Here is a 12,793-nt window from a genome sequence, read left to right as displayed (position 1 = left end):
GCGGGGCTTTGGGGGCGGCACAGGGCGCCAGACTATGCCCCAGTTTCTCCGGCGCGCAACCCAGGCGGCGCGCCGACACCACTCTTTCCCTGCGGTCAGATGTCCTGGCGCGTTGGTTGACGCGGGTTCCATCCATCCCCCAAGCTGTTGGGTGGGGAAAGCGGGCCGGGGGGCGTTATGCGCGGGCGCGTCGTGGGGGTGTTGGTCTGCCTGCTGCTGTTCAAGACCGTGGTGGCGCGGGCGGACGACCTGGTCCATCTTGCGGCCCGGCCGCAGGTTCCGCCCCCGGTGGCGGGGGGAACCGTCGGGCCTGCGCGCCTGGGTGATGGCATCGTTCTCATTCCCGGTTCCTACCGGCCCGGCCAGCCCTTGCCGCTGCTGGTAATGCTACATGGCGCCAGTCAGCGCGGCGCCGACATGGTGGCCCGCCTGGCGCCGGTGGCGGAGGCCCGTGGGGTGATCATCGCGGCCCCCGACTCCGGGGATTACACTTGGGACATGCTGGCGGCGCGCAAGCATGAGGCGGATGAGCGCTGGGGCCCCCGGTATGGCACCGATCCGGCGCGCATCGATGCCTTCCTGGCCCAGGTCTTCGCCCGCTACGCTGTGGACCCGTCCCGGGTGGCGCTGGCGGGCTTTTCCGATGGGGCGACCTACGCCCTGTCGCTGGGGCCGGAAAACCTGGACCTGTTTACCGCGCTGATTGCCTTTTCCCCTGGGCGCATTGCGCCGCTGCATACCCAAGGGGACCCGCCCGGCGGCGGTCAGACGCGAGTCTTCATCAGCCACGGCAAGGCCGACCGCGTGCTGCCCCTGGAAGAGACCGCGCGCACCACCGCACCGGCGTTCAAGCGGCGGGGTTTCCTGGTGGAACTGCGGGTGTTCGATGGCGGGCATGTCATGCCGCCTGAGGTGGTGGATAGCGCCCTGGACTGGTGGTTGGGACCCGGTTGAGTATGTCCTAGGCCGTTGCGCCACCACCCGCCGCGGCTAGGCCCATCGCCAGCGCCCGCGCCACGGCCGCCAGACGCACCGCCTCGCGGTCGCCGGAGAAGACGTGGCGTTCCACCGCCACCGGGCGGTCCCGGCGGGCGCAGCCCAGGTAGACCAGGCCCACCGGCTTCTCCAAGCTGCCGCCGCCGGGGCCGGCGATGCCGGTGACCGACAGGGCGATGTCGGCGCGGGAGCGGGCCAGCAGCCCCTCCGCCATGGCGTGCGCAACCTCGCGGCTGACGGCGCCGTGCAGGGCGATCAGGCCATCGGGCACGCCCAGCAGGTCGATCTTGGCCTGGTTGCTGTAGGTGACCACGCCCCGGTCGACCACGGCGGAGGAGCCGGCAATGGCGGTCAGGCTGGCGGAGATCAGGCCGCCGGTGCAGGATTCGGCCGTGGCCAGCCACAGGCCGCTGGCCTGGCAGGCGGCCAGCAGGCGTTCGGCCGCGCGTGTGATCTCCGCCGGGAACATGGGGTTAGACCTTCGACGTCGGCCAGGGAAGGCGCACGGTGCAGGTCGCCATGGCGGCGATGCCCTCGCGCCGGCCGGTGAAGCCCAGGCCCTCGGTGGTGGTGGCCTTCACGGAGACACGGTCGGGCGCGATCCCCAGCAGGTCGGCCACGCGGGCCACCATGGCCTCGCGGTGGGGGCCCACCTTGGGGCGCTCGCAGATGACGGTGATGTCGCAATGGGCGATGGCCCCGCCCTTGGCCGTCACCAGGCTGGCGGCGTGCTGCAGGAACTTGCCGCTATCGGCGCCGCGCCAACGCTCGTCCGTGGGCGGGAAGTGGCTGCCGATGTCGCCGGCCCCGATGGCGCCCAGGATGGCGTCGGTCAGGGCGTGCAGGCCCACATCGGCGTCGGAATGGCCTTCCAACTTGTGGGTGTGCGGCACCTTCAGGCCGCAGAGGACGATGTGGTCACCCTCCGTGAACTTGTGCACGTCATAGCCGTGGCCCACGCGGACGTCGCCCAACTCGTTCATGATGATCTTCTCCGCCCGCGCCAGATCCTCGGCATGGGTCACTTTCAGGTTGTCGGGATTGGTGGGCACCAGGCGCACGGGGAAACCGGCCTTCTCCGCTACGGCGGCGTCATCGGTCAGTTCCTGGCCCGCCAGGTCGCGGTGCGCCTTCAGGATGTCGGGGAAGCGGAAGCCCTGAGGGGTCAGTGCCCGCCACAGGGCGGTGCGGTCCACCGTGGCGGCCACGGCGCCCTCCCTGTCCGCACGCTTCAGGGTGTCACTGACGTTGGCCGCCGCCAGGGCGGCCGGCACCTCGGCCAGGGCCCGGATGACGGCGGAGATGCTGGCGGCGTCCACCAGGGGCCGGGCGGCATCGTGGATCAGCACCAGGTCATAGCCGCCGTCGGCCGCCGCCGCCTCCAGCCCGTTGCGCACGCTGTCCTGGCGGGCCGCACCCCCGGCCACGGGCGGGGGCAGGTCCAGGCCGGTGACGGCCGCCTCATAGAGGTCGCGGTGGGCCGGATTGATCACCACCCGCACGGCTGTCACCTCCGGATGGCTCTGGAACGCGGCCACGGTGCGGGCCAGGACGGGCCGGCCGGCCAGGGAGAGATATTGCTTGGGCAGGTCCCCGCCGAAGCGGGAGCCGCTGCCGGCGGCGACGATCAGGGCAAGGCAGGACGGCATTATCCAAGACACCGAAAAAAGCGAAAACCGCGTAACAGATATCCCTTCGGCCAAGTAAGCGATATCTCTTATCCAGCTAAGCAGATATCTCCCCTTAAGACCTTGCCGCTAGGCTTGTTTGTCCGCCGGCGTCCACGATCTGCCATGCCACCGCGCCATACCATAGTCGCATTCGCCGTCTTCGGCGGCGTCGCTTCCCTTTGGCGGGGGCTCATGATAGCTTGAACGCCTAATTTTGTAGCAGTCATGGAAAGCGCCTAGGAAATGGGCAGTAAGTTAGCGCCGATCCAGGTCGGTCCCGTCACCATTCAGGATCCGGTGATCCTGGCACCCATGTCGGGCGTGACCGACACGCCCTTCCGCCGCCTGGTGAAGCGCGCCGGCGCGGGCCTGGTCGTTTCCGAGATGATCGCCAGCCAGGCGATGATCCGCGCCACCCGTGAATCCGAAAAGAAGATCGATCCCAACGCCCAGGAAGGCGTGCTGTCCGTCCAGCTGGCGGGCTGTGAGCCCGAGGTGATGGCGGAGGCGGCGAAGCTGTGCGTGGACCGGGGCGCCTCCATCATCGACATCAACTTCGGCTGCCCGGTGAAAAAAGTGGTGAACGGCTATGCCGGTTCCGCCCTGATGAAGGACGAACCGCTGGCCGGCCGCATCCTGGACGCCGTGGTCAAGGCCGTGTCCGTGCCCGTGACCCTGAAGATGCGCAAGGGCTGGGATGAGCGGAACCTGAACGCGCCGCGCCTGGCCAAGATCGCGGAGGGGTGCGGCATCCGCATGATCACCGTGCACGGCCGCACCCGCAACCAGATGTACAACGGCGTCGCCGACTGGGCCTTCATCCGCCAGGTGAAGGACGCCGTGTCGCTGCCGGTCATCGCCAACGGCGACATCGTGGACTTCCCCGACGTCACCCGCTGCCTGGAAGAGAGCGGCGCCGACGGTGTCATGATCGGCCGGGGCACCTATGGCCGTCCGTGGTTCGTCAATCAGGTCATCCAGATGCTGCGCACCGGTGCCGCCCCGGCCGAGCCCACGCTGGTGGAACAGCGCGACCTGGTGCTGGAGCATTACGACGCCATCCTGGAGCATTACGGCACCGACGCGGGCCTGAAGATCGGGCGCAAGCACATCGCCTGGTATTCCAAGGGCCTGCCCGGTTCCGCCGAGTACCGCGCCAAGGTCAACACCATCGAAAAGGCGGAGCTGGTGCAGGACTTCGTGCGCGGCTGGTACCAGGATCTGCTGGACCGGGGCATCGTGGGGCGCGACCTGTCCGGTCGGGGCCTGACCGCCGAGGCCGGTTGCGACGTTGAGGACGATGACACCGCCGGCGAGAAGAAGGTGGCGGCCTGATGGGGCGGACGGCGGCCCTGCCTGCTCCGGTGAACGGCATGGTCGATCCCACGGCCATCCTGTCCGCCCTGCCGGAACCCATCCTGGTCATCGACCGGCAGCGCCGTGTCCATTTCGCCAACCTGCAGGCGGAGGAATTCTTCGACGCCAGTGCCGCCCTGCTGGTGGGCAGCCAGCTGGACACGCTGATCCCGGGCGACAGCCCCGTCCACTCCCTGATCGACCAGGCGCGGATGACGGGCGGCAGCGTGTCGGACTACAGCATCATGCTGGAGACGCCGCGCATCGGCCTGCATTTCCTGACGGCCAAGGCGGCCCCCCTGTCCGACCCGCCGGACCTGGTGGTGCTGTCGCTGCATGAGCGGTCCATCGCCCGCAAGATCGACAACCAGCTGACCCACCGGGGGGCCGCCCGGTCCGTCGTCGCCATGGCGGCCATGCTGGCACACGAGGTGAAGAACCCGCTGTCCGGCATCCGGGGGGCGGCCCAGCTGCTGGAAGAGAACGCGTCCGAAGGGGACCGCATGCTGACCCGCCTCATCTGCGATGAGGCTGACCGCATCGTGGCCCTGGTGGACCGCATGGAGGTCTTCACCGATGGCCGGCCGCTGGAAAAGACGGCGGTGAACATCCATGGCGTGCTGGAGCACGTGCGCCGCGTGGCGCAAAGCGGCTTCGGCCGCGCCATCCGCTTCATTGAGCGCTACGACCCGTCGCTGCCGCCCGTGCTGGGCAATCGCGATCAGCTGATCCAGGTCTTCCTGAACCTGGTGAAGAACGCGGCCGAGGCCTGTCCGGAAAAGGGCGGGGAAATCGTCCTGTCCACCGCCTACCAGCATGGGGTGCGCCTGGCGGTGCCGGGGTCCGACAGCCGGGTGCACCTGCCGCTGCTGATCAGCGTGCAGGACAATGGCGACGGCATTCCGGAGGACCTGCGGGCCAACCTGTTCGATCCCTTCGTCACCACGAAGATGAACGGGACTGGCCTGGGCCTGGCGCTCGTCGCCAAGATCATCGGCGACCATGGCGGGGTCATCGATTTCGACAGCGTGCCGCGCCGCACGATCTTCAAGGTGTCGCTGCCGGTCGCCCCTGGGCGCACGGCGTCAGAGGGGGGCGTTTAATCCATGGGTCCATCCACCATCCTTGTCGCTGACGACGACAGGGCCATCCGTACCGTTCTGAACCAGGCCCTGTTGCGCCTGGGCCATGACGTGCGGGTCACCGGCAATGCCGCGACCTTGTGGCGCTGGGTCCAGGATGGGGAGGGGGACCTGGTCATCACCGACGTGGTGATGCCGGATGAGAACGGCCTGGACCTGCTGCCGCGCATCAAGAAGCTGCGCCCCGAACTGCGCGTCATCGTCATGAGCGCGCAGAACACTCTGCTGACCGCCGTGAAGGCGGCGGAGCGCGGCGCCTTCGACTATCTGCCCAAGCCCTTCGACCTGAAGGACCTGATGGGCATGGTGGAGCGCGCGCTGTCCACGCCCCAGCCGGCCCCGCCGGCGGCCGCCGGCGCCGCGGCGGCCCAGGCCGAAGAGGAGGCGCTGCCCCTCATCGGCCGGTCGGCGGCGATGCAGGAGATCTACCGCGTCCTGGCCCGCCTGATGGGCACGGATCTGACGGTCATGATCACCGGCGAGTCGGGCACCGGCAAGGAACTGGTGGCCCGCGCCTTGCACGACTACGGCAAGCGGCGCAACGGTCCCTTCCTGGCGGTCAACATGGCCGCCATCCCACGCGAACTGATCGAGTCCGAGCTGTTCGGCCATGAGAAGGGGGCTTTCACCGGCGCCACTGTGCGCTCCACCGGCCGGTTCGAGCAGGCGCAGGGCGGCACCCTGTTCCTGGACGAGATCGGCGACATGCCGCTGGACGCCCAGACCCGCCTGCTGCGCGTGCTGCAGGAGGGGGAGTACACCACGGTCGGCGGCCGCACCCCCATCAAGACCGACGTGCGCATCGTGGCCGCCACCCACCGCGACCTGCGCACCCTGATCCGCCAGGGCCAGTTCCGCGAGGATCTGTTCTATCGCCTGAACGTGGTGCCCATACGCCTGCCGCCGCTGCGGGAGCGGACGGAGGACATTCCGGCGCTGGTCCGCCATTTCTTCGGGCTGGTGAACCAGCAGGGCCTGCCGCTGAAAAGCATGGACAACGCCGCCCTGGACCGCCTGCGCCGCCATCGCTGGCCCGGCAACGTGCGTGAACTGGAGAACATGGTGCGGCGTCTGGCCGCGCTGTACACCCAGGAAGTCATCACCATCGATGTCATCGAGCAGGAACTGGCGGATTTCGCGCCCGCCGCCGCACCGGCGGAGGAGCCGCAGAACGAAGGCTTGGGGGCCGCGGTGGAGCGGCACCTGAAGGATTATTTCGCCGCCCATAAGGACGGCGTGCCGGCCGCCGGCCTCTATGATCGTGTGTTGCGCGAGGTGGAACGGCCCCTGCTGTCGCTGTCGCTGATCGCCACCCGTGGCAACCAGATCAAGGCCGCGCATATGCTGGGCCTGAACCGCAATACTCTGCGCAAGAAGATCCGCGACCTGGACATCCAGGTGGTCCGTGGCCTGAAGTAACAGGGGGCACCTCTACCAACGGGCGTAAGACGGACGGCTGGAAACACGCGTTGCATTCTGGTAACAGAGGTGGGCGCCCGGGCAACAGCAGCCCCTGCCGGGCGATACCCTTCCGGCTTTGGCCGAACGGGCGTCGCCTGACGGATGTTGTCCGCACCACCTCCGCGCCGGGGGTGGCGTTTGCGCCGTGCAAACCACCGGCCTGGCAGGAACCGTGCTTCGTTTCGCCTTTCAAGCGGTATCATCCCCCGTCGTAGCGACGCCCACCTTGGCGCCGGCCTTGATCTTCGCGCCTCTGACGGTGTCCGGGGCGGCGGTGGTCCGGATGTCTTTGCCATGACCGAGGTTCCTCCGGCGCTGATCACACCGCCCAGCTCCCCGGTTCCGCCGCAAGTCCCCCCCAAAAGCGACAGCTGGTGGCGGCGTCTGTCCGTCTGGTCGGCCCGCCTGGGCCTGGGCAACAAGCTGGCGGTGGCCTTGGCCTTCGCCGCTGTGTTGTCGGGCTTCGCGACATATGCGGCGCTGACTCAGCAGCCGCCCTTCGGCAACAGCCCCAACACGGTCAGCCTGCTGCTGACGCTGGACGGCGCGCTGCTGCTGATGCTGCTGGCGCTCATGGCCCGGCGCATCGTCGGCCTGTGGATCGAGCGGCGCCGGGGCCTGGCCGGGTCGCGGCTGCACGTGCGGCTGGTGGCGGTATTCAGCCTGCTGGCGGTGCTGCCCGCCATCGTCATGGCCGCCTTCTCCGCCTTTTTCTTTTACCTGGGCCTGCAGTCCTGGTTCAGCGACCGGGTGCGCACGGCGGTGAATGAAAGCCTGGTGGTGGCCCAGGCCTATCTGGACGAACACCAGATCGCCATCCGCAACGACGCCTCGTGGGTGGCGAACGACCTGCTGGCCGCGCGCCAGGGGCCGCTGGTCACGCTGGACCCGCTGTTCATCTACGCCTTCCTGCGTAACGAATCCTTCCAGCGCTCCTTCACCGAGGCGGTGATCTTCGACGGGCAGGGGCGGCAGTACGGCAGCTACACCCTGGGCTCCGTCTTCCAGCCCGATGTCATGCCCAAGGAACGGCTGGAGCGGGCGCGCAAGGGCGAGGTGGACTTCGAATTCAATGAGAAGGAGAAGCGCGTCACCGCCCTGATCCGCCTGGATCCGGACTTCGACATCTTCCTGCTGCTGGGCCGCCCGGTGGAAGCCAAGGTGATGGAGCACCTGAACGCCGCCCAGACGGCGGTGCGGGAATATACCGAGCTGGAGGGCCAGCGCTTCGGCCTGCAGACCAAGATGACGCTGATCTTCATCATCGTCTCGCTGCTGCTGCTGCTGGTGGCCATCTGGGCGGGCCTGAACTTCGCCAACACCCTCATCACGCCCATCAGCGCGCTGATCATCGCGGCGGAGCGCATCCGCACCGGCGATCTGACGGCGCGCGTGCCGGAGACCCTGCCGGGACCGGAGGATGAGCTGACCTCGCTCAGCCGCGCCTTCAACCGCATGACCAGCCAGCTGTCGTCGCAGCGCAGCGACCTGGTGGAGGCCAACCGCCAGCTGGACCTGCGCCGGCGCTTCACCGAGGCGGTGTTGGCCGGCGTGTCGGCCGGCGTTATCGGCTTGGACGAGCAGGGCTTCATCAACCTGCCCAACCAGTCGGCAGCCCAGCTGCTGGACATCCCCGACGTGCACGAGATGATGGGGCGCGACATCCTGGCGGTGGTGCCGGAGCTGGAGGAGCTGATGTCCGCCATCCGCCGGCGCCCGTCGCGCCTGGTGGAGGGGCAGGTGCAGATCCGCCGCGGCAACACCCAGCGCACCCTGCTGGTGCGGGTGGCAGCGGACACCAGCGGCAACGGCATCCGCGGCTTCGTCATCACCTTCGACGACGTGTCGGAACTCTTGTCGGCGCAGCGCAAGGCCGCCTGGGCCGACGTCGCCCGCCGCATCGCGCATGAGATCAAGAACCCGCTGACCCCCATTCAGCTGTCGGCCGAGCGCCTGCGGCGCAAGTATCTGAAGGAAATCCAGAGCGATCCGGAAACCTTCAAGGCCATGACCGACACCATCGTCCGCCACGTGGACGACATCGGCCGCATGGTGGACGAGTTCTCCGCCTTCGCCCGCATGCCCACGCCGGTGATGAAGCCGCAGAACATCCAGGAGCTGTGCCGCCAGGCCGTGTTTCTGCAGGCCACCGCCCAGTCCGGCATCAAGTTCGACAGCATTCTGCCGCCTGAGCGGGTGGAGGTGGAGTGCGACGGCCGCCAGATCTCGCAGGCCCTGACCAACCTGCTGAAGAACGCGGTGGAAGCCATCGAGGGACGGATGGAGGAGGATGCGGCTGAGGGCCACGACTCCCCGCCGGGCCATATCTCCCTGAAGGTGGAGGCCCTGGACGACCACATCGTTCTGACCATCGCCGACAACGGCAGGGGGCTGCCGGCCGAGGGCCGGGACCGGCTGACGGAACCCTATGTCACCACCCGGGCCAAGGGCACCGGCCTGGGCTTGGCCATCGTGAAGAAGATCCTGGAAGACCATGGCGGCACCCTGGGGCTGGACGACAACCCCGGTGGCGGCGCCCGCGTCACCCTGATCCTACCGCTTGTGCAAGCGGCCGCCCCGCAGGACGCGGAAACGGCCGCCACCCCGGCCCTGGTGGCCGGGACCAGTGCCTCCAAAGGCGTTTGACCCAAAGGCGTTGACCCATGGCGCATGATATTCTGATCGTCGATGACGAGGCCGACATCCGGATGCTGATCTCCGGCATCCTGGAAGATGAAGGCATGAAGACCCGCGAGGCGGCGGACGCCGACCAGGCGCTGGCCGCCGTCGCCGCCCGCCGGCCCAGCCTGATCATCCTGGACATCTGGCTGCAGGGCAGCCGCCTGGACGGCCTGCAGATCCTGGATGAGATGAAGCGCGATCATCCCGACGTGCCGGTGGTCATGATCAGCGGCCACGGCACCATCGAGACGGCGGTGGCGGCCCTGAAGAAGGGCGCCTACGACTTCATCGAGAAGCCGTTCAAGTCCGACCGCCTGCTGCTGCTGGTGGAGCGCGCCATCGAGGCGGCCCGCCTGCGCCGCGAGAACCGCGAGCTGCGCCTGCGGGCCGGCGGCGAGGTTGAGCTGATCGGCCGCTCGCTGATGATCAACCAGCTGCGCCAGTCGCTGGACAAGGTGGCGCCCACGGGCAGCCGCGTCCTGGTCAGCGGCCCGCCGGGCAGCGGCAAGGAGATCGTGGCCCGCATCATCCATGAACACTCCCGCCGCGCCGACGGCCCCTTCGTGGCGCTGAACTGCGCGACCATGCGGCCCGACCGGCTGGAGGTGGAGCTGTTCGGGACGGAGCATCCCATCGACGGGGCGGGCCGCAAGGTCGGCACCTTCGAGCAGGCGCACGGCGGCACCCTGTTCCTGGACGAGGTGGCGGACATGCCGCTGGAGACCCAGGGCAAGATCGTGCGCGTGCTGCAGGAGCAGACGTTCGAGCGCGTGGGCGGCAGCACCCGGGTGGAAGTGGATGTCCGAGTCATCGCCAGCACCAACCGCGACCTGGCGGCGGAGATCGAGGCGGGGCAGTTCCGCCAGGACCTGTACTATCGCCTGGCGGTGGTGCCGCTGAAGGTGCCGTCGCTGCGGGAACGCCGGGAGGACATCCCCCTGCTGGCGCGCTATTTCCTGCAGCGCTCAGCCACCGCGTCGGGTCTGCCGCAGCGTGTCCTGGGCGAGGACGCCATGGCCGCCCTGCAGGCCTATGAATGGCCGGGCAACGTGCGCCAGCTGCGCAACGTCATGGACTGGCTGCTGATCATGGTGCCGGGCGACCCGGATGAGCCCATCCGCGCCGACATGCTGCCGCCGGAGATCGGCTCCATCACCCCGACGGTGCTGCGCTGGGAAAAGGGCGGGGAGATCATGTCCTTGCCGCTGCGCGACGCCCGCGAGGTGTTCGAGCGTGAATATTTGCTGGCCCAGGTCACCCGCTTCGGCGGCAACATCTCCCGCACCGCGTCCTTCGTGGGCATGGAGCGTTCGGCCCTGCACCGCAAGCTGAAGTCCCTGGGCGTGCATGGCAACGAGCGCGGCGAGGGGAAGGGTGAGGAATGAGCGGCAATCAGCTGATAAATCAGTGAATTTTGCCGCATCTTGAGACTTTAGGTGAGGTTCATCCATGCCGCGGACAGCCTATGTCAACGGTCGCTACGTGGCCCATGGCGACGCCCATGTCCATATCGAGGACCGGGGTTTCCAGTTCGCCGACGGTGTCTATGAAGTGGTGTCGGTGGTCGATGGCGTCTTCGCCGACGAGGACGGCCACCTGGCCCGCCTGTCCCGCTCCTTGAACGAGCTGGATCTGCCCTGGCCCATGCACCCCATGAGCCTGCGCTTCGTGATGCGCGAGGTGGCGCGCCGCAATCGGGTGCGCAACGGACTGGTCTATGTCCAGATCACCCGGGGTGAGGCGCCCCGCGACTTCCGTTTCCCGGTGGACCCGGCGCCGACGCTGGTGGTCACCTGCCGTTCCACCAAGTTCAGCGCGCCGCAGCAGCTGGAAAAGGGCGTCTCGGTCATCACCATCCCCGACATCCGCTGGGCACGGCGCGACATCAAGTCGGTCGCGCTGCTGCCCCAGGTGCTGGGCAAGCAGCGTGCGGCCGAGGCCGGCGCCTTTGAGGCGTGGCAGGTCGACCCCGACGGCACGGTGACGGAGGGCTGCTCCAGCAACGCCTGGATCGTCACCAATGAGGGCGTGCTGGTCACCCGCGCCGCCAGCACCCGCATCCTGAACGGCATCACCCGCTTGTCGCTGCTGGCCGAGGCCGAGGCGGCGGGTATCCCGTTCGAGGAGAGGGCGTTCACGGTGGAAGAGGCGTACGCTGCGCGGGAGGCCTTGATCTCCAGCGCCAGCACCTTCTGCGTGCCGGTCACCCGCATCGACGGCAAGCCGGTGGGCGATGGGGTGCCAGGTCCCCTGGGGCGGCGTTTGCGCCAGGCTTACCTGGCGCATGTGGGGGTGGATGACCCTGTGGTGACCAAGCTGTGACCGTGAGCGCTAGCGATATCCTGGAAGCCCCCGCCTTGGCTCTGCCGCCCCTGACGTTACCAAGGGCGGTGCTGTTCGATTGGGACAACACCCTGATCACCAACTGGCGCTGCGTCCATGCCGCCACCAACGCGGCGCTGGAGGCTTTCGGCATGCCTGCTTGGACGCTGGAGGAGAGCTACACCCGCGTACGCCAGAGCCTGCGCGACGCCTTTCCGGTGCTGTTCGGGGACGGGTGGGAGCGGGCGCGGGACATCTTCTACGCCCACTTCGAGACCCACCACCTGGACTACCTCGATCCGCTGGCGGGGGCGGGGCAGTTGCTGGAGGCGCTGTCCGTGCGCGGCGTTTATGTCGGCGTGGTCAGCAACAAGACCGGCCGTTTCCTGCGCACCGAGGCCAGGGCCCTGGGCTGGGACCGCTGGTGCGGCGCCCTGGTTGGGGCCGGTGACGCCGAGGCCGACAAGCCGCATCCGGCGCCGGTGCATCTGGCGCTGCAGCCGGCGGGCTTGGCCCCGGGGCCGGATGTGTGGTTCGTGGGCGACGCCGACGTTGATATGGAAGTCGCCCACCGCACGGGCTGCGTACCCCTGATGGTGGGGGCCACCCCGCATGGGGAAGGGACGCTGAGCATTTACCCGCCGCATCGCCGCTTTGCCGGCTGTGACGAACTTTGCACCTTGGTGGATGGGCTCTAGCACCCCATATCACTTCCTGTGCTAGGATGGCGGACGCCTTGGGATGTGCCCGGGGCCGCCGGCACTTTCACGCACGGCTCCATAACCGCCGGAAAGGCAACCCCGGGCGCTCCATAGAGGGCCCCAATAAAGAGCGAGGCATGCAATGTCCGAAAAGTCGCAAAACGTTCAGGACGTGTTTCTGAACCACGTGCGGAAGAACAAGACCCCTGTGACGGTCTTCCTCGTCAACGGCGTGAAGCTGCAAGGCATCATCACCTGGTTCGACAATTTCTCGGTGCTGCTGCGCCGCGACGCCCATTCGCAGCTGGTCTACAAGCATGCGATCTCGACCGTGATGCCGGCCCACCCCATCCAGTTGTTCGAATCGGCCAAGGAAGGCGACCACGATTGATGAGTGTAAACAGTCGGCGGCCCCCCGTCAGGGGATGGTCCGGCCGGTTGACGGGAAGGATGGCGGCGCTGT

The 12,793-nt window shown here is 68.2% G+C and carries 11 protein-coding genes; 9 read left to right on the top strand and 2 right to left on the bottom strand.

Features of this window, described 5'->3' with window-relative positions:
• Positions 1 to 177 precede the first annotated feature (177 nt).
• Positions 178 to 954, top strand: a complete 777-nt coding sequence (locus tag P5F91_RS14300) for an alpha/beta hydrolase (RefSeq protein WP_145609321.1) — start codon at positions 178 to 180, stop codon at positions 952 to 954.
• Positions 955 to 961: 7 nt separating this feature from the next.
• On the opposite strand, the gene P5F91_RS14295 is transcribed toward P5F91_RS14300, so the two are convergent.
• Both P5F91_RS14295 and P5F91_RS14290 read right to left on the bottom strand, forming a co-directional pair.
• Positions 962 to 1,465: a CinA family protein gene (locus P5F91_RS14295; RefSeq protein WP_145609322.1), complete on the bottom strand. Its 504-nt coding sequence runs from the start codon at positions 1,463 to 1,465 to the stop codon at positions 962 to 964.
• A gap of 4 nt (positions 1,466 to 1,469) precedes the next feature.
• Positions 1,470 to 2,645: a bifunctional 2-C-methyl-D-erythritol 4-phosphate cytidylyltransferase/2-C-methyl-D-erythritol 2,4-cyclodiphosphate synthase gene (locus tag P5F91_RS14290; RefSeq protein WP_277907466.1), complete on the bottom strand. Its 1,176-nt coding sequence runs from the start codon at positions 2,643 to 2,645 to the stop codon at positions 1,470 to 1,472.
• A gap of 264 nt (positions 2,646 to 2,909) precedes the next feature.
• Here P5F91_RS14290 and dusB point away from each other — a divergent pair, with 264 nt between their 5' ends.
• From dusB to hfq, 8 genes are all read left to right on the top strand, one after another.
• Entirely contained in the window at positions 2,910 to 4,001 is a 1,092-nt protein-coding gene (gene dusB, locus P5F91_RS14285; RefSeq protein ID WP_277907465.1) for a tRNA dihydrouridine synthase DusB, read from the top strand.
• Complete coding sequence (locus P5F91_RS14280) at positions 4,001 to 5,125, top strand: two-component system sensor histidine kinase NtrB (RefSeq protein ID WP_277907464.1); 1,125 nt, start codon at positions 4,001 to 4,003, stop codon at positions 5,123 to 5,125. The genes dusB and P5F91_RS14280 overlap by 1 nt, the downstream gene beginning before the upstream one ends.
• Before the next feature lie 3 nt (positions 5,126 to 5,128).
• Positions 5,129 to 6,583: a nitrogen regulation protein NR(I) gene (gene ntrC / locus P5F91_RS14275; RefSeq protein WP_004271807.1), complete on the top strand. Its 1,455-nt coding sequence runs from the start codon at positions 5,129 to 5,131 to the stop codon at positions 6,581 to 6,583.
• 336 nt (positions 6,584 to 6,919) lie between these two features.
• A complete protein-coding gene (locus P5F91_RS14270) occupies positions 6,920 to 9,271 on the top strand; it encodes a sensor histidine kinase NtrY-like (RefSeq protein WP_145609326.1) in 2,352 nt (783 codons plus the stop codon).
• Between the two features lie 17 nt (positions 9,272 to 9,288).
• Entirely contained in the window at positions 9,289 to 10,692 is a 1,404-nt protein-coding gene (gene ntrX / locus P5F91_RS14265; protein WP_145609327.1) for a nitrogen assimilation response regulator NtrX, read from the top strand.
• Between the two features lie 64 nt (positions 10,693 to 10,756).
• The gene (locus P5F91_RS14260; protein WP_277907463.1) at positions 10,757 to 11,629 is read left to right on the top strand and encodes a D-amino-acid transaminase; all 873 of its coding nucleotides are present in this window, start codon (positions 10,757 to 10,759) and stop codon (positions 11,627 to 11,629) included.
• A gap of 2 nt (positions 11,630 to 11,631) precedes the next feature.
• Positions 11,632 to 12,327 carry an HAD family hydrolase gene (locus P5F91_RS14255; RefSeq protein ID WP_277907462.1) on the top strand — a complete coding sequence of 232 codons (696 nt, stop codon included), beginning with the start codon at positions 11,632 to 11,634 and terminating at the stop codon, positions 12,325 to 12,327.
• A gap of 145 nt (positions 12,328 to 12,472) precedes the next feature.
• The gene (gene hfq / locus P5F91_RS14250; protein ID WP_040843434.1) at positions 12,473 to 12,721 is read left to right on the top strand and encodes an RNA chaperone Hfq; all 249 of its coding nucleotides are present in this window, start codon (positions 12,473 to 12,475) and stop codon (positions 12,719 to 12,721) included.
• The last annotated feature ends 72 nt before the right edge of the window (positions 12,722 to 12,793 follow it).

Source organism: Nitrospirillum amazonense, from assembly GCF_029594735.1.
Classification (GTDB): domain Bacteria; phylum Pseudomonadota; class Alphaproteobacteria; order Azospirillales; family Azospirillaceae; genus Nitrospirillum; species Nitrospirillum amazonense.
Note: the sequence above shows the minus strand (reverse complement) of the source record. Positions and strands in the feature narration are given on the sequence as shown.

Bases quoted from the DNA above. Each gene is read 5' to 3' on its own strand.
- P5F91_RS14300 (WP_145609321.1), top strand. From the start codon at position 178: ATGCGCGGGCGCGTCGTGGGGGTGTTGGTCTGCCTGCTGCTGTTCAAG.
- ntrX (WP_145609327.1), top strand. From the start codon at position 9,289: ATGGCGCATGATATTCTGATCGTCGATGACGAGGCCGACATCCGGATG.
- dusB (WP_277907465.1), top strand. From the start codon at position 2,910: ATGGGCAGTAAGTTAGCGCCGATCCAGGTCGGTCCCGTCACCATTCAG.
- P5F91_RS14280 (WP_277907464.1), top strand. From the start codon at position 4,001: ATGGGGCGGACGGCGGCCCTGCCTGCTCCGGTGAACGGCATGGTCGAT.
- P5F91_RS14290 (WP_277907466.1), bottom strand. From the start codon at position 2,645: ATGCCGTCCTGCCTTGCCCTGATCGTCGCCGCCGGCAGCGGCTCCCGC.
- P5F91_RS14260 (WP_277907463.1), top strand. From the start codon at position 10,757: ATGCCGCGGACAGCCTATGTCAACGGTCGCTACGTGGCCCATGGCGAC.
- hfq (WP_040843434.1), top strand. From the start codon at position 12,473: ATGTCCGAAAAGTCGCAAAACGTTCAGGACGTGTTTCTGAACCACGTG.
- P5F91_RS14295 (WP_145609322.1), bottom strand. From the start codon at position 1,465: ATGTTCCCGGCGGAGATCACACGCGCGGCCGAACGCCTGCTGGCCGCC.
- P5F91_RS14270 (WP_145609326.1), top strand. From the start codon at position 6,920: ATGACCGAGGTTCCTCCGGCGCTGATCACACCGCCCAGCTCCCCGGTT.
- ntrC (WP_004271807.1), top strand. From the start codon at position 5,129: ATGGGTCCATCCACCATCCTTGTCGCTGACGACGACAGGGCCATCCGT.